Annotated in this window: 14 protein-coding genes and 5 pseudogenes; 6 read left to right on the top strand and 13 right to left on the bottom strand. The window is 69.2% G+C overall.

Annotation, left to right across the window (positions count from 1 at the left end):
- Positions 1-319: 319 nt before the first annotated feature.
- From H0I39_RS17870 to H0I39_RS17835, 8 genes and pseudogenes are all read right to left on the bottom strand, one after another.
- Positions 320-1312, bottom strand: a complete 993-nt coding sequence (locus H0I39_RS17870; protein WP_180551378.1) for a 2-hydroxyacid dehydrogenase — start codon at positions 1310-1312, stop codon at positions 320-322.
- A 29-nt stretch (positions 1313-1341) separates the two neighbouring features.
- Positions 1342-1851, bottom strand: a complete 510-nt coding sequence (locus H0I39_RS17865; protein ID WP_180551377.1) for an RES family NAD+ phosphorylase — start codon at positions 1849-1851, stop codon at positions 1342-1344.
- Between the two features lie 156 nt (positions 1852-2007).
- The gene (locus tag H0I39_RS17860; RefSeq protein ID WP_180551376.1) at positions 2008-2502 is read right to left on the bottom strand and encodes an Xre family toxin-antitoxin system antitoxin; all 495 of its coding nucleotides are present in this window, start codon (positions 2500-2502) and stop codon (positions 2008-2010) included.
- A gap of 607 nt (positions 2503-3109) precedes the next feature.
- Positions 3110-4309, bottom strand: a complete 1200-nt coding sequence (locus H0I39_RS17855; protein WP_180551375.1) for an FAD-dependent monooxygenase — start codon at positions 4307-4309, stop codon at positions 3110-3112.
- Positions 4310-4438: 129 nt separating this feature from the next.
- Positions 4439-4579 (bottom strand): hypothetical protein, encoded by a 141-nt coding sequence (locus H0I39_RS22700; protein WP_257645870.1) that lies wholly within the window; start codon positions 4577-4579, stop codon positions 4439-4441.
- 295 nt (positions 4580-4874) lie between these two features.
- Positions 4875-7786: pseudogene (locus H0I39_RS17845) on the bottom strand (aconitate hydratase).
- Between the two features lie 147 nt (positions 7787-7933).
- Positions 7934-8578: a DUF3617 domain-containing protein gene (locus tag H0I39_RS17840; protein ID WP_180551374.1), complete on the bottom strand. Its 645-nt coding sequence runs from the start codon at positions 8576-8578 to the stop codon at positions 7934-7936.
- 112 nt (positions 8579-8690) lie between these two features.
- Complete coding sequence (locus H0I39_RS17835) at positions 8691-9197, bottom strand: macro domain-containing protein (RefSeq protein ID WP_180551373.1); 507 nt, start codon at positions 9195-9197, stop codon at positions 8691-8693.
- 134 nt (positions 9198-9331) lie between these two features.
- Here H0I39_RS17835 and trhP point away from each other — a divergent pair, with 134 nt between their 5' ends.
- The 4 genes from trhP (at position 9332) to H0I39_RS17815 (ending at position 11603) form a co-directional block, all read left to right on the top strand.
- Positions 9332-10723, top strand: coding sequence for a prephenate-dependent tRNA uridine(34) hydroxylase TrhP (gene trhP / locus H0I39_RS17830; protein WP_180551372.1), 1392 nt, complete (start codon positions 9332-9334; stop codon positions 10721-10723).
- A gap of 162 nt (positions 10724-10885) precedes the next feature.
- The gene (locus tag H0I39_RS24295) at positions 10886-11077 is read left to right on the top strand and encodes a zinc-ribbon domain-containing protein (protein ID WP_180551371.1); all 192 of its coding nucleotides are present in this window, start codon (positions 10886-10888) and stop codon (positions 11075-11077) included.
- On the top strand, positions 11071-11307 hold the full coding sequence (locus H0I39_RS17820) for a hypothetical protein (protein WP_180551370.1): 237 nt from the start codon (positions 11071-11073) through the stop codon (positions 11305-11307). The genes H0I39_RS24295 and H0I39_RS17820 overlap by 7 nt, the downstream gene beginning before the upstream one ends.
- Positions 11304-11603, top strand: a complete 300-nt coding sequence (locus tag H0I39_RS17815; protein ID WP_180551369.1) for a hypothetical protein — start codon at positions 11304-11306, stop codon at positions 11601-11603. The genes H0I39_RS17820 and H0I39_RS17815 overlap by 4 nt, the downstream gene beginning before the upstream one ends.
- Before the next feature lie 22 nt (positions 11604-11625).
- On the opposite strand, the gene rlmD is transcribed toward H0I39_RS17815, so the two are convergent.
- From rlmD to surE, 4 genes and pseudogenes are all read right to left on the bottom strand, one after another.
- Positions 11626-13062 (bottom strand): 23S rRNA (uracil(1939)-C(5))-methyltransferase RlmD, encoded by a 1437-nt coding sequence (rlmD, locus tag H0I39_RS17810; protein WP_257645869.1) that lies wholly within the window; start codon positions 13060-13062, stop codon positions 11626-11628.
- A gap of 238 nt (positions 13063-13300) precedes the next feature.
- Positions 13301-14172, bottom strand: a pseudogene (locus tag H0I39_RS17805) (peptidoglycan DD-metalloendopeptidase family protein).
- Positions 14173-14197: 25 nt separating this feature from the next.
- Positions 14198-15006, bottom strand: a pseudogene (locus H0I39_RS17800) (protein-L-isoaspartate(D-aspartate) O-methyltransferase).
- The gene (surE, locus tag H0I39_RS17795; protein WP_180551368.1) at positions 15006-15782 is read right to left on the bottom strand and encodes a 5'/3'-nucleotidase SurE; all 777 of its coding nucleotides are present in this window, start codon (positions 15780-15782) and stop codon (positions 15006-15008) included. The pseudogene H0I39_RS17800 and the gene surE overlap by 1 nt, the downstream one beginning before the upstream one ends.
- A gap of 167 nt (positions 15783-15949) precedes the next feature.
- Here surE and H0I39_RS17790 point away from each other — a divergent pair.
- Positions 15950-16926: pseudogene (locus H0I39_RS17790) on the top strand (NADPH:quinone oxidoreductase family protein).
- Positions 16927-17190: 264 nt separating this feature from the next.
- On the top strand, positions 17191-17673 hold the full coding sequence (locus H0I39_RS17785; RefSeq protein ID WP_180551367.1) for a DUF4124 domain-containing protein: 483 nt from the start codon (positions 17191-17193) through the stop codon (positions 17671-17673).
- Between the two features lie 197 nt (positions 17674-17870).
- On the opposite strand, the pseudogene parC reads toward H0I39_RS17785, so the two are convergent.
- Positions 17871-20265, bottom strand: a pseudogene (gene parC, locus H0I39_RS17780) (DNA topoisomerase IV subunit A).
- Between the last annotated feature and the right edge of the window lie 11 nt (positions 20266-20276).

Raw genomic sequence — 20276 nt, 5'->3', positions numbered from 1 at the left:
ACGTCGTCGGGCCGGCGCGGGCGGCGCAGCAGCAGCACCACCAGCAGCAGCGCGTTGATCAGCAGGCCGGCCAGCGCCAACCAGGGCAGCCATGCGGGAGTTCGGAATTCATGAATGCTCTTGATTCAATAGCTGGCCGCGCGCTCTACACCAGCGCCGCAGCCTGAAAACGATCATGGATTGTGGGAGCGGGCTTGCCCGCGATGCTGCGTATCGCACCGCGCGGAGGCCGCATCGCGGGCAAGCCCGATCCTACAAAAACATAGCTGCTCGCGCTTGTTGGACGGGCGCTGCCGGCCAAAACGACTTGAAACCCCGCTCATGCACCGATGACTTCAGGATTCAACGGCGTCACCGCCCTGCCCTGCGCCAGGTAGCCGATCAGGTTGTCCGCCGCCAGATTCGCCATCGCCTTGCGCGTGGGCACGGTGGCGCTGCCGATGTGCGGGGTGAGCACCACGTTGGGCACTGTCAAAAGATCAGGATGCACCTTGGGTTCGCCCTCGAACACGTCCAGCCCTGCCGCGGCGATGCGGCCTTCGCGCAGGGCCTGGGCCAGCGCGGCGTCGTCGACGATGCCGCCGCGGGCGATGTTGACCAGCGTGGCGGTAGGCTTCATCAGCGCCAGTTCTGCGGCGCCAATGGTGTGGTGCGATTCCGCGCTGTACGGCACGACGAGCACCACGTGGTCAGCGGTCCTGAGCAATTCTTCCTTGCTCACGTAGCGGGCCCCCACGGCGGCCTCGTCGGCGGCGGGCAGGCGCGAGCGGTTGTGATAGATCACCTTCATGCCGAAGCCCAACGCACCGCGCCGCGCAATCGCCTGGCCGATGCGGCCCATGCCGATGATGCCGAGCGTGCTGCCGTGCACGTCCTGGCCAATCAGCATGTCGTAGGCCCAGCGGTCCCACTTGCGGGCGCGCAGGTAGTGCTCGCCCTCGGCCACGCGGCGGGCGGCGGCCATCAGCAGCGCAAAGCCCATGTCGGCGGTGGTCTCGGTCAGCACGCCGGGGGCGTTGGTGGCCAGCACGCCGGCGGCCGTCATCGCGGGCACGTCGAAGTTGTTGTAGCCCACGGCCATGTTGGCGCAGATCTTCAGGCCCGGGCAGGCGGCCAGCAGTTCGGCGTCGATGCGCTCGCTGCCGGTGGTGAACACGCCCTGCTTGCCCTGCAGGCGGCGGATCAGCTCCTCGCGTGGCCAGATGTCGTCGGCCGCGTTGGCCTCGACTTCGAAATGCTGGCGGAGCTTGTCGACGACTTCGGGGAAGACGGCGCGGGCGATGAGAACGTGGGGGCGTGCGGCGGTGATCATGCGGGCATTCTAGGGAGCCCGCGCGTGCCTCACAGCGGCAGGCGCAGCGCCCGCGGGTCGTACAGCCAGCGGCGCAGCTTGGCCACGCGCAGCTTGCCGGCCTGCGGGTGCGCGGGGTTGATGAGCAGGTTGTGCTCTTCGGGGACGATGACCGAGGGCACCTGCGCCAGCAGGCTGCCGCCCTGCGCCGCCCAGGCCGTGCCCCAGGCGATGCTCACGCGGCCCGCCGGCAAGGCATCCCAGCCGACATGCTGGTCGGCATCGAACACGGTGCGCGCGGCCCACAGTGCGGCCGGAACGTCGATGCGCACCAGGTAACGGTTGAGCGGCAGCGCCACGCCGCCGCCCAGGTGCACCACCGTCTCCAGGCAGGCCAGCGCGCGCGAGGTGCTGGCGTACAGCAGGGGCGTGCCGCGCGCGTTCCAGCGGCCGCCGGTGATGCGCGCGCCGGCGCCGCTCAGGTCGTCGGCGGTGTAGTCGGGCGTGTCGGTGGCGATGCGCCAGACGCTGACGGTGCCGGATTCGGTGGCGGCGGTCATGGCCATTCAGGCGTTGCCAAGGCGGGCTTGATCACGCCACGCCAGCGGCCGCGGAGCAGGCCTTGCCAGCGAACGCCGTGCCCGGGCCGGCGCCGGGCACTGGCGTTGTCCCCCTGGCGCCGCAGAGGGGGAAAGCGCGAAGCGACTCAGGGGGTGTCATGCATACACGCCCGATTTCATCTGATAAAGCAGCGTGCTGATGGCCTCGCGGCCATCGGCGGTGTCGAGCAGTTCCTGCGGCGCCAGGCCGCCGAGCGCGGGCACCGGGTCGGCCATCCAGCGGGCGAACCAGTGCGCGGCGTCGAAGTCGTCGGGCGCTTCGCCGGCCTCGCGCACCATGGCGTCGACCTGGCCGATCAGGCGCTCGATGCCCACCATCTTTTCGCTCTCGTGCTGCGACAGCGGGCCGCGCTGGGCGATCTTGCGCTCCACGGTGGAGCGCGCCAGCCCCAGCACGCGCATGAGCTGGTCGCGCGGCACCGCCATGGCGTCGGCCAGCGCCACCACCTCGCGCGCCGGCACGCCCTGCTTCACCAGCTGCGAGCGCTCCATGGGCGACAGCCAGTAAGCCGCCGTGCCGCGGGCGGGCACGTGGTAACTGCCGAGGCGATCAGACACCTGAGGGGCATGGGCGGAAAGCGTGGCGGGCATGGCAGTCTCCATCAATAGAGACAATATATATACCCAACAAAGACAAATGACAAGCCCTGCCATGGCGCCCGGTCCGCGGGCTGCGGGCTGCAGAGCACGCCGACAGGCATCGGCTTGCAGGGCCGCGAACGATGGAATGGCTGGGCGTATGCTCTCAACTATAAGGGGAGTATTCGTTCCCAGCGCTTTCCCCATAAGCGCTCACAACGCACATGACGGGGAGTATCAAGAAAGTATCGCGCCCTGCCGATGCACACCGGCTTGCTGCCCCCGAACGGCAGGCGCCCTCAGCGCGCGCTGGTGAAAAACATAGGGAGTATCCATGCTAAGCGCTTATTTGACGGGCGCTGGCAGCCAGTATGCAAGGGAGATGCAAAAAAGCTGCTTGCCGGCAGCGGCCGTCGTGCCTGCCAGTGCCGGCATGCCCGCACGGGGGCGGCGGAGTCACCAGTGTCAGACAACGTTGTGGGAGCGGGCTTGCCCGCGATGAGGCGCCTCGTCGCCACGAACGCTTGATCGCGGGCAAGCCCGCTCCCACACAGCGGATGCGATCCGCGCGGCTTCGGAGGCTTCTTGATGTTCGAGCATTCTTTAAGCCCAATTCGCATCAACCGCCGTACAGCCAGGGTACATCCAGCACCCGCTCGCCCAGCAGCTTGATCGACGCATCGCGCCCAAAGCGCACCAGCCCGGTGGAATGGAAGATGCTGCCATTGCGGATCGACCTTGCCTGCACGCGCGCGCAGCGCTGCCAGCGCGCCAGGGCGTAGCGCTTCAGGCGCGTGGGCACGTCCACGGCGTCCATGGCGAGGGCGCGGGCCAGTTCGGCCGCGTCCTCTATCGCCATGCCGGCGCCCTGCGCCAGGTACGGCCGCATGGGGTGCGCGGCATCGCCCAGCAGCGCCACCAGGCCGCGCGCCATCTGCTCGGCGCCCTGCACCGGCGCGCGGTCGGCCAGCGCCCACAGGCGCCAGGCGTGGTCGTTCACCGTGGCCTCGGGCACGGCGGCGATCAGCTCGCGCAGCGGCGCGCAGGTGGCGCCCAGCGCGTGCTGCAAATCGGCATGGTTGGCGCCGTGGTCCCACCCCTGCGCGTCGGCCGGCGGCTGGCCGTGCACGATGGCCACCACGTTCATCCACTCGCCCCGGCGCACCGGGTACTGCACCACGTGCAGGCGCGGGCCCAGCCAAGCCGTGACCTGCGCCGTGCGCAGCGCCGCCGGCAGCGCCGACTGGCGCAGCATGGTGCGGTAGGCCAGGTGCCCGGTCACGCGCGGCGGGCCGTCGTTCAGCAGCTGCTGGCGCACGTGGCTCCACACGCCATCGGCGCCCAGCAGCGCATCGCCTTCGATCTGCTGGCCCGCCACGGTGGTCAGCGTCACCGCCCGGCCGTCGTCGTGCAGGCCGGCCACCCAGTGGTCCAGGTTCAGGTGCACGCCGTGCTGCTGCAAGGCGGCGCGGCACAGCAGGCGGTGCAGATCGGCGCGGTGGATGGTGGCGTACGGCGCGCCATAGCGCTCCACGGCGCGTGCGCCCAGCGCCAGCGTGCCCAGGTCGGCGCCACTGGTGGCGTTGCGCACCTGCAGCCGGTCGGGGAAGGCGGCGACGGCGTGCAGCTCGTCCTCCAGGCCCCAGGCGCGCAGGATGCGCGTCACATTCGGGCCAAGTTGCACGCCGGCGCCCACCTCGGTGAATTCAGGCGCGCGCTCGAACAGGCGAACTTCCCAGCCGGCGCGCGCCACGGCCAGCGCGGCCGCCAGCCCGCCGATGCCGCCACCGGCAATCAACAATTGCAAAGGGGTGCTCATGGCGCCGATTGTGCCGTGCGCGTTGCCACTAATTGCTGACATTGGGCAAGCTTGGGCGCTGGCTGTGGCTTGAGGCCAAATCGGGCTCCAGCGCTTGTCAGGCAAGCGCCAGCAGCTATCAAAACCATATCAACCAAGCGCCGGGCGCAGCAAACCCCAGGCCATGCCCGGACAGCAGCGTCGCCACACGCCCCCATCCAGCACGACCGGCCGCAGTGCCGCCGGCTGGCTGGCGCCCACCGCGCCCAGCCCGAACATCCCGGTCGCCATCAGTGCCGCGTCGAGCAGTGCACACACCGCCGCCACCACACCCACGTCTCGCGCCGCAGGCCCTGGCGCAACACATAGGCGTTCTGCGCGCCGATGGTCACGATGAGGGCGAGGCTGAGGATGAAGCCGGTGAGGAAGGGGTGGCGGCCGAGCGCATGAAGTCACGCAACTTGATCGCGAAACGTAGGTCGGATCCGCGCAGCGATTCAGACGTGATGCGGGCACCGCACCCTCAAGCGGCGGAATCCCTTCGGGGTTCCGCCCTACGCGGATTTCGCAACCAGCGCGGCTTCACTTATGCCAACAACTGCCGCAACACATACGGCAGGATGCCGCCGTTGCGGAAGTAGTCCACCTCGATCGGCGTGTCGATACGCAGCGTGAGCCTGGTTTCCTTCTTCGAGCCATCGGCGCGCGTGATGACCAGGCGCGCATCGCTCATCGGCGCCAGGTCGTCGGCGGGCACGATGTCGATCAGCTCGTCGCCCTTCAGGCCCAGCGACTCCCACGATTCGCCGGCCTTGAACTGCAGCGGCAGCACGCCCATGCCGACCAGGTTGCTGCGGTGGATGCGCTCGAAGCTCTTGGCGACCACGGCCTTGATGCCCAGCAGTTGCGTGCCCTTGGCAGCCCAGTCGCGGCTGGAGCCGGTGCCGTATTCCTCACCGGCGAAGACCACCGTGGGCACGCCGGCGGCGCAATACTTCATGGCCGCGTCGTAGATGAACTGCTTGCTGCCCTGCAACTCGCCCGGCTGCTGGTAGATGGTCAGGCCGCCCTCCTCGCGGCTGCCATCTTCCAGCGGCGGAATCATCAGGTTCTTGATGCGCACGTTGGCGAAGGTGCCGCGCATCATCACCTCATGGTTGCCGCGGCGCGCGCCGTAGCTGTTGAAGTCGGCCCTTTGCACGCCATTGGCGATGAGCCACTGGCCGGCGGGCGAGCTTTCCTTGATGCTGCCGGCGGGCGAGATATGGTCGGTGGTGATGCTGTCGCCGAACAGCGCCATGATGCGCGCGCCCAGTACCGGGTCGCAGGAGTTGCGGGTTTCGTCGCCCTCGCCGATGGCGCAGGCGGCCACGTAATCCATGTCGAACTCGTCGAAGAACGGTGGCTCGGCGATGTAGGTGCTGTCGGGCCAGGTGTAGACATCGCCTTCCACCCCATCGATGCGCTCCCACAGCTTGCCGGGCTCGGTCTTGACCTTGGCGTAGTTGGCGCGGAAGGCCTTGCCCTTCATGGCGTACTTCAGCAGCTTGTTGATCTCGTCGCTGGTCGGCCAGATGTCGCCCAGGTACACGTCCTTGCCGCCCTTGCCCTTGCCTACGGGCTGCGTCATCAGGTCTGTCAGCACGGTGCCGGCGATGGCGTAGGCCACCACCAGCGGCGGGCTGGCGAGGAAGTTGGCCTTCAGGTTGGGGTGGATGCGCGCCTCGAAGTTGCGGTTGCCCGACAGCACGGCAGCGCACACCAGGTCGTTGCGGGTGATGGCCTCGTTGATCTCGGGCGCCAAGTCGCCCGCGTTGCCGATGCAGGTGGTGCAGCCGTAGCCGGCCACGGCAAAGCCGAGCTTTTCCAGGTACGGCAGCAGGCCGGTTTCGGTGAGGTATTCGGTGACGATGCGCGAGCCGGGCGCCAGCGAGGTCTTGATGTGCGGCTGCACCGTCAGGCCGGCCTTCACCGCCTTCTTGGCCAGCAGGCCGGCGGCCAGCAGCACGCTGGGGTTGCTGGTGTTGGTGCAGCTGGTGATGGCGGCGATCAGCACGTCGCCGTTGCCCAGCGTGTAGCGGCGGGGCGAGCTGGGCTCGATCACGTCGGCCTCGGACAGCGCGGATTCGAGCGTCGGCCGGTTGGCCACCATCTCGACCTTCTCGCGCGACGAGCCTTCGGTGATCGGGCGCGGCGCCGGCGCGCGCTCGTCGTGGTCGGGGTCGTTGTCGCGCACCACGTCCACGCGGGTGTGCAACAGCTCGGGCGGGCGGTTGAAGCCGTTGGCGCTCATCGGCTGGCTGAACAGCGATTCGAACTGGCGCGCCACGTTGCCCAGCTCGATGCGGTCCTGCGGGCGCTTGGGGCCGGCCAAGCTGGGGTGACATCACCCAAGTCGAGCGTGACGACCTGCGAATAGTCGATGTCGCCGCTCTTGGGCACGCCGAACAGCTTCTGCGCCCTGAAGTAGGCCTCGAAGGCCTCGATCTCGGCCTTGGTGCGGCCCGTGCCCTCGAAGTATTCGATGGTGCGCTCGTCGACCGGGAAGAAGCCCATGGTGGCACCGTATTCGGGCGCCATGTTGCCGATGGTGGCGCGATCCGGCAGGCTGAGGGTGCGCGTGCCTTCGCCGAAGAATTCGACGAACTTGCCGACCACCTTGTGCTGGCGCAGGATTTCGGTGACGGTGAGCACCAGGTCGGTGGCGGTGCAGCCTTCGCGCAGGCGGCCGGTCAGCTCGAAGCCCACCACGTCGGGCGTGAGGAAGTACACCGGTTGGCCCAGCATGGCGGCTTCGGCCTCGATGCCGCCCACGCCCCAGCCGACGACGCCGATGCCGTTGATCATCGTCGTGTGGCTGTCGGTGCCGACCAGGGTGTCAGGGTAGTAGACGCCATCGGCGCCCTTGTGCACGCCGCGCGCCAGGTATTCGAGGTTGACCTGGTGCACGATGCCGAAGCCCGGCGGCACCACGCCGAAGGTGTCGAAGGCCTGCATGCCCCACTTCATGAACTCGTAGCGCTCGCGGTTGCGCAGGAACTCGAGCTTCATGTTCAGGTCGAGCGCGTTCTTCCTGCCGTAGTAGTCGATCATCACCGAGTGGTCGACCACCAGATCGACGGGCACCAGCGGTTCGATCTTCTTCGGGTTCTTGCCCAGCCGCACGGCGGTGGAACGCATGGCCGCCAGGTCGGCCAGCAGCGGCACGCCGGTGAAGTCCTGCAGCACCACGCGGGCCACGGTGAACGGGATCTCGTCGGTGCGGGCGGCCTTGGGCTGCCAGTTGGCCAGTTGCGCCACGTGGTCGGCCGTCACGCGGCTGCCGTCGCAGTGGCGCAGCACCGACTCCAGCACGATGCGGATGGACACCGGCAGGCGCTTGATGTTGGGGTACTTGCGGGCCAGCGCCGGCAGCGAATAGAACTGCCCGCTCTTGCCGGAGGCCGTCTTGAACGACTGGCGGGTGGAAGCGAAAGCGTGGGATGTCTTGGTGGCCATGGCGTTCTCCTTCGTTCGGCAATTCATGCGGGGCGGGTCACACCCATTGTGTCAGGCCAGCGCGGGGCCTGCCACCGTCAGGGGCATGGCGAAATGGTTTCATATGAAAACAGCCTTCAGCCCCCGCCGGATGGGCGCTAGCAGCTATCAAAGCAGAAGCATACTGGTGGCTGCCTGATGAAGATCACTTCCTGGCGGGGCGCCGCGCGGCGCGGTGGCGCCGGCTTCTTTCACCAGTTGCTCGATCGGCTTGACCTGGCCGCAATCGCTGCCCAGGTATTTCATCTGCGTTTCGGCGCGCATGGTGTGCTTGGCGCCGCTGGCGTCGGTGCCGGTGGTTTCGACCTTGGTGGTCACCAGATCGCCGGCCACCACGGTCTCGCCCTTGCCGCTGGTCTTGCCGCCGCCCTGTTTGCAGGCGAATTCGAACGTGGTGCGGTTGCCGCTGCGGTTGAGCTTGGGCGGGTCGCACTCGGCACCCTTGGGGCGCGGCACCATGGTCTGGTCGCGGGCGGCCATGGCGGGGCTGATGCACATGCGCTGAGACAGCGGATCGCCGCCTTCGGGCGGCAGCATGGCGGCCATCTTCTTGCGCTGCTCGGGCGGCAGGCTGGCCAGGGATTTGCGCATCTCCTCGCGGGCGGCCAGCATCTGCGGCAGCATGTCCTTGCCGTCCAGGCTCATGGCGGTGGTGCGCGTTTCCCACAGGCCGGCTTTCATGCCGGTGGGGCCCTGGGCCTGCGCTGCGCTGGTGGCCAGCGCGGCCAGCAGTACGATGAAGGATGCTTTCATGGTGCGATGCGGTCGAGAAAAGAGCCATCGTACGCCCAGCACGGCAAAGCCCCGGTAGGCGGATGCCTACAGCGGGGCTTTGCTCATCGCCGCTTCAGCGCGGCGGGGTGCGTCAGGCCAGCTTCTCGTCGGCCTTCTCGCCCTTGCGGTACACCTCGTAGACCAGCACCGGAATGCCCAGGTCGCCCAGGTGCTGCTGGATCAGCGGTTTCACGTCGGCCCAGTCCAGGCCACCCACGCCAGTGGCCAGGCGCGGCAGCGCCACGCTCTTGACATCTTCCTTGCGCACCCAGGTCGCCAGTTCGCGCAGCGTGCGGTTCACGTCTTCCAGCTTGGCCTTGACCGGGCGGGCCGACTTGGCCTGGCTTTGCATGCCCTGCGTGCACAGGTTGACGATGCCGCGCACGCTGCCGTCTTCGTTGACGCCGCCCCAGGCCCAGATGTCGCCGGTGTCGGGCTGCTTGGCGTGCGTGGCGTGGCGGTAGTCCTTGACCATGGACGGAAAGCGCTCGCGCAGCGCCAGTGCCAGGCCGGAATCGAACGGATCAGCGGTGGCAATGCCATGCGCGATCACCTGGGCATCGCTGAGCAGAATGTCGCCTTCGACTTCACGGATCATGTGTTCTCCTTGGGGGTGGTTTCAAACTTCTTCACCGACACCATAGCGCATGGCGCCGGGCGCAGGCTTGACGCGAGTCAAGACATGGGCCGCCGCCGCACGGGAAAAACCGGGAACGCGGACAATACGCCCCCATGACGCCCAAAGCCCCCGAACTGCTGCTGCCCGCCGGCAGCCTGGACAAGATGCGCGCCGCCTACGACTTCGGTGCCGATGCGGTGTACGCTGGCCAGCCGCGCTACAGCCTGCGCGCACGCAACAACGAATTCCGCCTGGAGCAGATTGCCCAGGGCATCACCGAAGCGCACGCGCGTGGCAAGAAATTCTTCGTCACCAGCAACCTGATCGCCCACAACGACAAGCTGCGCACCTACCTGCGCGACCTGGAGCCGGTGGTGGCGCTGAAGCCCGACGCGCTCATCATGGCCGACGCCGGCCTGATCATGCTGGTGCGCGAGAAGTGGCCGCACATCCCCATCCACCTGAGCGTGCAGGCCAACACCACCAACTGGGCGGCGGTGAAGTTCTGGCAGAAGATGGGCGTGGCGCGCATCATTCTTTCGCGCGAGTTGAGCCTGGCCGAGGTGGAGCAGATCCGCCAGGAATGCCCCGACATGGAGCTGGAGGTGTTCGTGCACGGCGCGCTGTGCATCGCCTACAGCGGGCGCTGCCTGCTGAGCGGCTACTTCAACCGGCGCGACCCCAACCAGGGCACCTGCACCAACGCCTGCCGCTGGAACTACAAGACGATGGACGCCGCCGTCGACCCCAACACGGGCGAGGCGATGGCGGCGGGCGAGCAGTTGCAGGGCTTCAACTTCGCCGCCGAGGCGGAGCGCGCGGAACAGGATTCGACCTGCGGCAACGGCCAGCGCCACCCCGCGGCCGACAAGGTGTACCTGATCGAGGAGGAAGGCCGCCCCGGCCAGCTGATGCCGATCATGGAGGACGAGCACGGCACCTACATCATGAACAGCAAGGATTTGCGCGCGGTCGAGCTGGTCGAGAAGCTGGCGAAGATCGGCGTCGATTCGCTGAAGGTGGAAGGCCGCACCAAGAGCCTGTACTACGTGGCGCGCACCGCGCAGGTGTATCGCCGCGCCATCGACGACGCCGTGGCCGGCCGCCCCTTCAACCCGCACCTCATCACCGAACTGGAAGGCCTGGCCAACCGCGGCTACACCTCGGGCTTTCTGGAGCGCCGCCCGTCGCAGGATTACCAGAACTACGAAACCGGCCACTCCGTGGCCACGCGCAGCCAGTTCGTGGGCGAAATCAAGAGCGCCAAAGACGGTTGGGCCGAGGTCGAGACCAAGAACCGCTTCGCCGTCGGCGACTGGATCGAGATCATCACCCCGCAGGGCAACCGAACCGTGCGGCTCGACGTGATGAAGAACGCGGAAGGCCAGTCCATCGACGTGGCGGCCGGCAACCCGCTGCGGGTGTGGATTCCGATCGACGGCCCGGCCGAGCAGGGGCTGATCGCCCGCCTGGTGAACCCACCTGCCGAGGACACGGCGGCCTGAAGCCGGCGCCTGCGTGCAGTTTTCCAGCGTTTGGCCGGCGCGCACGACCGCGCCGGTGCGCCGCGTGGACCCGCACCCTGCGGGCATGAGGTACATTTTGTTGCATGACGGCTGGCAGGCGCGTGATTGCCCGGCTTGCCGCCTGCCCCCTCTTCATCACCCATGGCCTTGATCTGTCCGAAGTGTGGCGCCGAGAACCGGGATGCCGCCAAGTTCTGCCTGAAATGCGCGCACCAGCTGGTCGCGCTGGGCCCGGCACCTGCGCCGCCTGAAGCACCCGCAAGCGGCGCCGCAAGCGCCGGCCCGCCGAGGGCGAAGCGACCGCGCCCGGCAAGCGCCCGCATGCCGTGCTGATCGCGCTGCTGGCGGTGTTCGCCATCGGGGCGCTGTGGGGCATCGGCCGCATCGCAGCGCGCACGCCCGCCCCGCTGGCCGAGGCACCGGCGACAACCACACCCGCCCCGCGCCCCGCGCCCGCGGCACCGGCGCCGACGCCGGCACCCAGCCTGGCCGCCGCGCCCCGGTCACGCCCGCGGTGGCGCCGGCCAGTGCCCCTGCCCCGGCACCCGCACCGGCGGCCATGATCGACACCCGGCCCGCGGCCCCCAAGCCGGCACGCCCCGCACCCGCGCCGCGCGCGCCTCGGCCGGATCCGGCGCCGGCGCCACCGCCCGCGGCGCCCCAGGTGGCCTCGCCCCGGCCCGCGCCACCGCCCGCGCCCGCCAGCCCACCCGCGGGCCTGTGCGCCGATTCACGCTTTCTGGCGCACGCGCTGTGCCTGCAGCGCGAGTGCGGCAAGCCCGCGCTGCAGCAGCACCCGCAGTGCGTGCGCATGCGCGAGCAGCAGCGGGCGATTCAGCAGGGCAGCGGCGACGGCTGAGCGCCTTTCGGCGCCCCTGGCTTTAGTTGGCCAGGTCGAACACCGCCATGCTCTCCACGTGCGCGGTGTGCGGGAACATGTTGACCACGCCCGCCGCGCTGCAGCGGTAGCCCGCCTGGTGCACCAGCAGGCCGGCATCGCGCGCCAGCGTGGCCGGGTTGCAGCTGACGTAGACGATGCGGCGCGGCGGCTGCCAGCCTTCGGCGCCGGGCGGCAGCGGCTCGGCATCCTCGGCGCCGATGCGCGCCTGGTGGATGGCCGCCAGCGCCTTGACCAGCGCGAACGCGCCTTCGCGCGGCGGATCGACCAGCCAGCGGTCGGCCGTGCCGTCGGCCACCAGTTGCGCGGCGGTCATGTCGAACAGGTTGCGTGCTGCAAATTCAGTAGCTGCCAGCGCTTGATGGGCAGGCGCTGAAGCCTGATTTTGTTCACAATTCTGCCGCGCGCGCGCCACCAGCGCGGCACTGCCTTCCACGCCCAGCACCTGCCCGGCCTGCGTGGCAATGGGCAGTGTGAAGTTGCCCAGGCCGCAGAACCAGTCGATCACGCGCTCGTGCCGCTGCGCGCCCAGCAGCCGCAGCGCGCGCGTGACCAGCACGCGGTTGATGTGCGGGTTGACCTGGGTGAAGTCGGTCGGCTTGAACGGCATGGCGATGCCGAACTCGGGCAGCGCGTACGCGAGCGGCGGGCCGCCCTCTTCCAGCCGGTGCACCGTGTCCGGCCCCTTGGGCTGCAGCCACCACTGGATGCCGTGGCGCGCGCCGAAGTCGCGCAGTTGCTGCCGGTCGCCGTCGGAGAGCGGCTCCAGATGCCGCAGCACCAGCGCCGTGATCTCGTCGCCCGCCGCCAGCTCGATCTGCGGGCAGGTCTCGCGCGCCTCCAGACCCATGATGAGCGCGCGCAGCGGCAGCAGCAGCGCGCTCACCTGCGGCGGCAGCACGTGGCATTCGCGCATGTCGGCCACGTAGCGGCTCTTGCGCTCGTGAAAGCCGATCAGCACCTCGTTCTTCTTCTGCACGTAGCGCACCGACAGGCGCGCCCGGTAGCGGTAGCCCCAGGCCGGGCCCTCGATGGCGCGCAGGATGACCTCGGGCCGCACCTTGCCCAGGTGCCACAGGTTGTCCTCCAGCGCACGCTGCTTGACGGCGACCTGGGCAGACGCCTCCAGGTGCTGCATCTTGCAGCCGCCGCACGCGCCCTGGTGCAGCCCGAAGTGCGGGCAGCGCGGCGCCACGCGCTGGCTGCTTTCGCGGTGCACGGCGGTCAGCGTGGCGGCTTCCCACTGGTTCTTGCGCTTCGTGACAGTGGCCGACACCAGCTCGCCCGGCAGCGCGCCGTCGATGAACACCACCTTGCCGTCCGGGCGCCGCGCGATGCCCTGCGCGTCCAGGTCCATCGCGTCGATGTGCAGCCAGTCGGGCGGAAACGCAGGCGAGGAGGATTCCGTGTTTATGGTCAAAATGGCCTCCAGCGCTTGCTGGACAAGCGCGAGCAGCTATGAATAAAGAAGCATCCCACGGGCGCACGGCCCTGCCCTCACCCCAACCCTCTCCCGCCTGCGGGAGAGGGAGAAGGCTGCGCAGCAAGCCGCACAAAATGCCGCGGAGCAGGCCATGCGGGGGCGCCGTGGCCGGACCCGCGCCGGCCACCAGCGCCGTCCCCCTCAGGGGAAGCCGCGCCAGCGGCACAGGGGGAGCTTATCTAGCCGGCAGGTAGCGCGCCGGATCCACCGGCTTGCCCGAGCGGCGGATCTCGAAGTGCAGCTTCACGCGGTCGGCGTCGGTGGAGCCCATTTCGGCGATCTTCTGGCCCTTCTTCACGGTCTGGTCTTCCTTCACCAGCAGCGTCTGGTTGTGCGCGTAGGCCGTGAGGAATGTGTTGTTGTGCTTCAGGATGATCAGGTTGCCATAGCCGCGCAGGCCGGCACCGGCGTACACCACGCGGCCATCGGCGGCGGCCAGCACCGCATCGCCCGCCTTGCCGGCAATGCCCAGGCCCTTGTTCTTGGCCTCGTCGAAGCCGGCGATCAGCGCGCCGCTGGCGGGCCAGATGAAGTCCACGTCGTCGGCGCCGGCCGAAGGCGGCGGTGGGGCGAGGCCGGCGCAGGCGCCGGTGCGGGCGTGACGCCGGGGGTGGTCTGCGTGGCCACCGGCACCGCGGGCTTGGCGGGCGCGGGGGCAGGTGCCGGGGTGCCGGCGGCGGGGCGCGGCCCTTCGGTCAGCGCCGGGGCCGATGCCACCGTGGTGCCGGCCGGCGGCACCACGCGCAGCACCTGGCCGACTTCGATGAGGTTCGGGTTGTCGAGGTTGTTCCAGCGCGCGATGTCGCGCCAGGGCTGGTTCACCTCGGTGGCGATGCGCATGATCGTGTCACCCTGGCGCACCGTGTAGAAGCCGGGCTTGCCGGCGTTCTCGGCACCCGGCAGCGTGGCCGGGTCGACGCGCGGGGCGCCTGCCGTGCCCCGGTCTTCCACCGGAGCCCGATTGACCGAGGTGGACGAGCATCCCGCCAGCACCGCGGCCGCCACCAGGGTGGCGGCCATCCAAGTCTTGCGACCTGAGAAATACATATGAGACTTTCCTCTTGCTTGCGCTCTACGCAACCCCTGATTTTAGAGGCACGAAGTGAACGGCTTCGAGAATGGTCTGCTGTATCCCCTGACGGGACTTGTCTATGACCATCAGTGCCTGCTGGCCCCGGCCGTGGCCACCGGGGCGACGATGCGCCCGCCGTAGGCCAGCTGGTCGATCCAGGCGTCGGGCACGGCCTCGCCGCCCGCGGCGGCGATGATGCCCGCGTAAGGCGCGCCCTTGGCAAAGCCGGCCATGCCGTCGCCCAGGATCAGGTGCACGTTGGCGATGCGCAGCGGCCGCAGGTTGGCGCGCGCCTTCTCGTGCAGGTCGCGCAGGCGCTCGATGCTGTAGACCTCGCTGGCCACCTGCGCCAGCACCACGGCCTGGTAGCCGCAGCCGGTGCCGATGTCGAGCACGCGGCCAAGCTTGCCGTCGGGCCCGCGCAGGCCGCCCTGCAGCAGCAGCTCGGTCATGCGCGCCACCACGCTGGGCTTGCTGATGGTCTGGCCCAGGCCGATGGGCAGCGCCGTGTCCTCGTACGCCTGCGCCAGCAAGGCGCTGTCGACGAAGCGGTGGCGGTCGACGCTGCCCATGGCGCGCAGCACCTGCGCATCGCTGATGCCCTCGGCCGCCAGCAACTGCACCATGCGGGCACGCGCCGGGATCGGGTCGCGCGCCATGCTGGCGGCCTGCGGTGCCGAGGTGCTGGTCAGCGGCGGCGTGGCGGCCGCAGGCACGGCGGGCCGCGCCACCGGCCGGGCCGGCGCGCGGCTGCCCGCGCCCAGGTCGATGCGGGCCGGAAAGCCCGGGCGCTGCGGTGGCGTGGCCATCAGCCGTGCCCTCCGCCCAGCATGTGCCTGAGGCCCTGCGACCAGTAGCCCAGCGCGTCGCGGTCGGTCAGGTCCACCTTCAGCGGCGTGATGGCGATGTGGCCCTCGGCCGTGGCGTGAAAGTCGGTGCCTTCGGCCGCGTCGGCCGCCGGCCCAGCGCCGCCGATCCAGTACATGGTGTCGCCGTGCGGGCTGTCCATGGTGATCACGCGCTCGGCCGCGTGGCGCCGGCCCAGGCGGCTCACCCTGGGCGGCTTGATCTGGTCGAGCGGCAGGTTGGGGATGTTCACGTTCAGCAGCCAGGGCTTGCCGCCGTCCAGCTGGTGCGCGCCGATGCGCTGCACCAGCTCGGCCGCCTTGGCCGCCGCGGCGTCGATGTGGCCCCAGCCCTTCTCGATCTGCGAGAACGCAATGGCCGGGATGCCGAACAGGTAGCCTTCCATGGCCGCGCCCACGGTGCCGCTGTAGATGGTGTCGTCGCCCATGTTGGCGCCGTTGTTGATGCCGGAGACGACCAGGTCGGGCCGGTAGTCCAGCAGGCCCGTCAGCGCGATGTGCACGCAGTCGGCCGGCGTGCCGTTGACGTAGCGAAAGCCGTTGGCCGCCTGGTACACGTACAGCGGCGCGCGCAGCGTGAGGGCGTTGGACTTGGCGCTGTTGTTGTGCTCGGGCGCCACCACTTCCACCTGCACGTCCGGCAGCGCCTTCAGGGCCTCGTGAAAGGCCACGATGCCGGTGGCCTGGTAGCCGTCGTCGTTACAGAGCAGGATCTTCATGGAGGGGTGCGCGCAGATGCAACGGATTGTAGGCGCGCCGTCGCCCGGCCATCGCCGGCAGGCGCGGTCACGGCTGAGACATGGCGCGGCTGGTGCCCGCTTCTATCATGCGGCGTCACCCTGGTGCCGCGGCGCCAGCTTACCGATTGTTCGAGGAGACCTGATTCATGCACGCCTGGCTTTGCGAAAACCCCGTCGGTGTCGACGCCCTGACCTGGAAGGAACTGCCCACGCCGCAGCCCGGCAAAGGCCAGGTGCTGATCCGCATCCAGGCCGCCAGTCTGAACTTCCTGACCTGCTGATCGTGCAGAACAAGTACCAGCACAAGCCCGAGCTGCCCTTCGTGCCCGGCAGCGAATACGCCGGCGTCGTCGAGGCCGTGGGCGAAGGCGTGACGGACTTGAAGGTGGGCCAGGCCGTGGCCTGCCTCAGCGGCACAGGCGGCTTCGGCACCCACACGCTGGCGCCGGCCAAGCTGTGCATGCCGCTGCCGCCGGGCTTTCCGCCGGTGGATGCGGCGGCCTTCATCATGATCTACGCCACCAGCCACCACGCGCTGATGGACCGCGGCCAGCTCAAGGCCGGCGAGACGGTGCTGGTGCTGGGCGCGGCCGGCGGCGTGGGCATGTCGGCGATCCAGATTGCCAAGATCGCGGGCGCGAAGGTGATCGCTGCCGCCTCCACTGACGAAAAGTGCGCCTTCTGCAAGCAACTGGGCGCCGACGAAACCATCAACTACAGCAACGAGGACCTGCGCGAGCGCCTGAAGGAACTGACCGGCGGCAAGGGCCCCGACGTGATCTACGACCCGGTGGGCGGCCCGTTCACCGAGCCGGCATTCCGCTCGATTGCCTGGCGCGGGCGGCACCTGGTGGTGGGCTTCGCTGCGGGCGACATCCCGGCCATCAAGATCAACCTGGCGCTGGTCAAGGGCGCCAGCATCGTCGGCGTGTTCTGGGGCGACTTCGCGCGCCGCGAGCCGGCTGCCAACGCCGCCATGATGCAGGAGCTGGCCGGCTGGTACGCGCAGGGCAGGATCAAGCCGCTGATCGACCGCACCATGCCGATGAGCGAGCTGAAAGCTGCCTACGCGCGCATGGGCTCGCGCGAGGTCAAGGGCAAGCTGGTGCTGGTGAACGACTGAAGCCGCGCGCCCCGCGGCCGTGGGCGGACTGCAAGCCGCCAGGCGCGCCATATCAGGCGACAACGTTTTGACGCCGTTTGCAAGTATTGATTCAGGAGCTGCCAGCGCCCGATATACAAGCGCCAGAGCCGTTTTTCGTCATCATTATTATTTTCAAAGTCCCCCTGCCTTGGTACCTCCATGGGCAGGCCGTGATCAGGCGCCTGCCGCCACACGTCAGGCCGTGCTTTGCAAGGCACGGCCGGCTGGGGTACAACCCCGGCCATGAACACCCTCCTGACCTCCGCAGCGCACCGGCCTGCGCTGGCCGCCCTTGCCGCCTGCCTGCTGGCCACCGCCCTGCCCGCCACGGCCCAGATCAAGCGCTGGGTGGACGAGCGCGGCGTCGTGCACTATTCGGACGCGCTGCCCACCAGAACGGCGCCCGGCACCCAGGTGGAAAGCATCGCGCCCGTCCCGCCGCTGAGTGCCGCCGACCAGGCCGCCGCCGACGCCCGCCTGCAGAAGTACCGCGACGATCTGGCGCAGCCGGCGCGGCCTGCCGCCTCCGCCGCGTCGGCCGCCGCGGCACCGCAGGCCGGTGCATCGGCGCCGCGCCCGGACGACCAGAGCTGTGCCGCGCAATGGCAGCGCTACAACGCGGCCTACGCCTGCATGGATGGTTATCGCCTCAAGGGCGGTGGCGTGCGGCCCGAGGCCTTCGACAAGTGCCCGGTGGTGGCGCAGCCCAGCTGCCCGCCGCCCTGAACGCCGGCCGTCAGCCGCGCTCGCGCCGTTCGCGCGCCCGGCGCTGCTGGCGCGTTTCCTGCGCGCGCGCGGCGGCGATGTCCTGGCGCGGCGCCGCGCCCGCCAGTGGCGCGACAGCCAGCGGCCCAGCAGAAAGCTGCCCACGGCCATCAGCACCATGATGAACACGCCGAAGAACGACAGATCGAGTTGCATGCTCACTCCACCCGCACGATGCCGGTGGGCTTGAAGCCCAGATCGGCCGCCTTGCCCTTGCGCGCGCGGGCGGCGCGGGCGTTGTTCAGGCTGCGGATTTCCAGCTGCTCCTCGCGCGCCTTGCCGCCGCGGCCGATGCCGAAGATGCGCACGCTGCGCGTGTAGGCCGCCGCACCGGCCAGCGTGTCCTTGGGCTCCAGGTCGATCAGAGTCAGGCCGCGGCCGCCCTTTTCCATCAGCTTCAGTTCACCGATCTCGAAGGTGAGGATGCGCCCGCCCGTGGAGGCACAAGCCACGTGTGTGGCCGCTGCGAAACTGATAACTGCCTGCGCTTGCCCACTGGGCGCTGGGGTCGATTTCGGCTCTGAACCCAGAGCCACCACCGACGGCCTGCAGACCTGCTCGCCCGCACCCACAGTGATGAACGCCTTGCCGCCGCGCTGGCGCGACAGCATGTGCTCGATGCGCGCCAGAAAGCCGTAGCCGCCCGAGCCCGACAGCAGCAGCGTGACCGCTTCGGCGCCGGCAAAGTAGTGCAGCGGCTGCGTGCCGGCGTCCAGGTCGATCAGCGTGGTGATCGGCTGGCCGTCGCCACGCGCGCCCGGCAGGTTGGCCACCGGCACGGTGTACACGCGGCCGTTGCTGCCGAACACCAGCAGGTGATCGACGGTGCGGCATTCGAAGGTGCCGTACAGCCCGTCGCCGGCCTTGAAGGCGAAGGCCGCCGCGTCGTGCCCGTGGCCCTGGCGCGCGCGCACCCAGCCTTTCTCGCTCACGACCACCGTCACCGGCTCGTCGACCACCTTGACCTCGGCCACGGCGCGCTTCTCGGCTTGGATCAGCGTGCGGCGCGCGTCGGCGAACTGCTTCGCATCGGCCTCGATCTCCTTGACCATCAGGCGGCGCAGGCTGGCCGGACTGCCCAGGATGTCCTCCAGGCCCCCTGCTCCTTGCGCAGCTCGCTCAGCTCCTGCTCGATCTTGATCGCCTCCAGCCGTGCCAGCTGGCGCAGGCGGATGTCGAGGATGTCGTCGGCCTGCCGCTCGGTCAGGTTGAAGCGCGCGATCAGCGCCGCCTTGGGCTCGTCGCTCTCGCGGATGATGGCGATCACCTCGTCGATGTTCAGCAGCACCAGCTGCCGGCCTTCGAGGATGTGGATGCGATCGAGCACCTTTGCAGCCGGTGCTGGCTGCGGCGGGTGATGGTCTGCTGGCGAAAGTCGATCCATTCCACCAGCATCTGGCGCAGCGACTTCTGCACCGGCCGGCCGTCGAGGCCGACACTGGTCAGGTTGATGGAGGACGAAGTTTCCAGGCTGGTGTGCGCCAGCAGCGTGTTGATCAGTTCGTCCTGGCCGATGGTGCGGCTCTTGGGCTCGAACACGATGCGCACCGGCGCGTCCTTGCTCGATTCGTCGCGCACCTCGTCCAGCACCGCCAGCACCGTGCCCTTGAGCTGCGTCTGCTCGGGCGTCAGCGCCTTCTTGCCGGTCTTGACCTTGGGGTTGGTGAGTTCCTCAATTTCTTCGAGCACCTTCTGCGCGCTGGTGCCGGGCGGCAGCTCGGTGACGACCAGCTGCCACTGGCCACGCGCCAGGTCCTCGATCTTCCAGCGCGCGCGCACCTTCAGGCTGCCGCGTCCGGTCTTGTAGGCGTCGGCAATGTCGGTGGCGGGGCTGATGATCTGCCCGCCGCCGGGGTAGTCGGGGCCGGGCAGCAGCGCGAACAGCTCGTCGTCGCTCAGCTTGGGCGACTTGATGAGCGCCACGCAGGCATCGGCCACTTCGCGCAGGTTGTGGCTGGGGATTTCGGTGGCCAGGCCCACGGCGATGCCGCTGGCGCCGTTCAGCAACGCGAACGGCAGGCGCGCGGGCAGTTGGCGCGGCTCCTGCTCGCGGCCGTCGTAGTTGGGCTGGAAGTCGACCGTGCCTTCGTCGATCTCTTCCAGCAGCAGGCGCGTGATCTTGGCCAGCCGCGCCTCGGTGTAGCGCATGGCGGCGGCGCCGTCGCCGTCGCGGCTGCCGAAGTTGCCCTGGCCGTCGATGAGCGGATAGCGCTGGCTGAAGTCCTGCGCCATGCGCACCAGCGCGTCGTAGGCGGCGGTGTCGCCGTGCGGGTGGTACTTGCCGAGCACGTCGCCCACCACGCGGGCGCTCTTGACCGGCGTGGCCGGCGTGTTGCCGCCGGTGCCGCCATAGCCCAGGCCCATGCGCGACATCGCATACAGGATGCGGCGCTGCACCGGCTTCTGGCCGTCGGCCACGTCGGGCAGGGCTCGACCCTTGACGACGGACAGTGCGTATTCGAGGTAGGCGCGCTGCGCGTAGGTGGCCAGCGCCAGGTCGTCATCCGACCCGCCGCCCTCCCCGGCCAGATCGAGGACCGTTTGATCGTTCATTCAGGAAAGGA

The organism is Ottowia beijingensis (genome assembly GCF_013423955.1).
GTDB lineage: Bacteria > Pseudomonadota > Gammaproteobacteria > Burkholderiales > Burkholderiaceae_C > Ottowia > Ottowia beijingensis.
Note: the sequence above shows the minus strand (reverse complement) of the source record. Positions and strands in the feature narration are given on the sequence as shown.

Excerpts from the sequence above, each read along its gene's own strand:
- H0I39_RS17840 (WP_180551374.1), bottom strand. The coding sequence starts at position 8,578 with ATGAAAGCATCCTTCATCGTACTGCTGGCCGCGCTGGCCACCAGCGCA.
- H0I39_RS17785 (WP_180551367.1), top strand. The coding sequence starts at position 17,191 with ATGAACACCCTCCTGACCTCCGCAGCGCACCGGCCTGCGCTGGCCGCC.
- surE (WP_180551368.1), bottom strand. The coding sequence starts at position 15,782 with ATGAAGATCCTGCTCTGTAACGACGACGGCTACCAGGCCACCGGCATC.
- H0I39_RS17835 (WP_180551373.1), bottom strand. The coding sequence starts at position 9,197 with ATGATCCGTGAAGTCGAAGGCGACATTCTGCTCAGCGATGCCCAGGTG.
- H0I39_RS22700 (WP_257645870.1), bottom strand. The coding sequence starts at position 4,579 with ATGGCGACCGGGATGTTCGGGCTGGGCGCGGTGGGCGCCAGCCAGCCG.
- H0I39_RS17855 (WP_180551375.1), bottom strand. The coding sequence starts at position 4,309 with ATGAGCACCCCTTTGCAATTGTTGATTGCCGGTGGCGGCATCGGCGGG.
- trhP (WP_180551372.1), top strand. The coding sequence starts at position 9,332 with ATGACGCCCAAAGCCCCCGAACTGCTGCTGCCCGCCGGCAGCCTGGAC.
- H0I39_RS17815 (WP_180551369.1), top strand. The coding sequence starts at position 11,304 with ATGATCGACACCCGGCCCGCGGCCCCCAAGCCGGCACGCCCCGCACCC.
- H0I39_RS17870 (WP_180551378.1), bottom strand. The coding sequence starts at position 1,312 with ATGATCACCGCCGCACGCCCCCACGTTCTCATCGCCCGCGCCGTCTTC.
- H0I39_RS17860 (WP_180551376.1), bottom strand. The coding sequence starts at position 2,502 with ATGCCCGCCACGCTTTCCGCCCATGCCCCTCAGGTGTCTGATCGCCTC.
- H0I39_RS24295 (WP_180551371.1), top strand. The coding sequence starts at position 10,886 with ATGGCCTTGATCTGTCCGAAGTGTGGCGCCGAGAACCGGGATGCCGCC.
- H0I39_RS17865 (WP_180551377.1), bottom strand. The coding sequence starts at position 1,851 with ATGACCGCCGCCACCGAATCCGGCACCGTCAGCGTCTGGCGCATCGCC.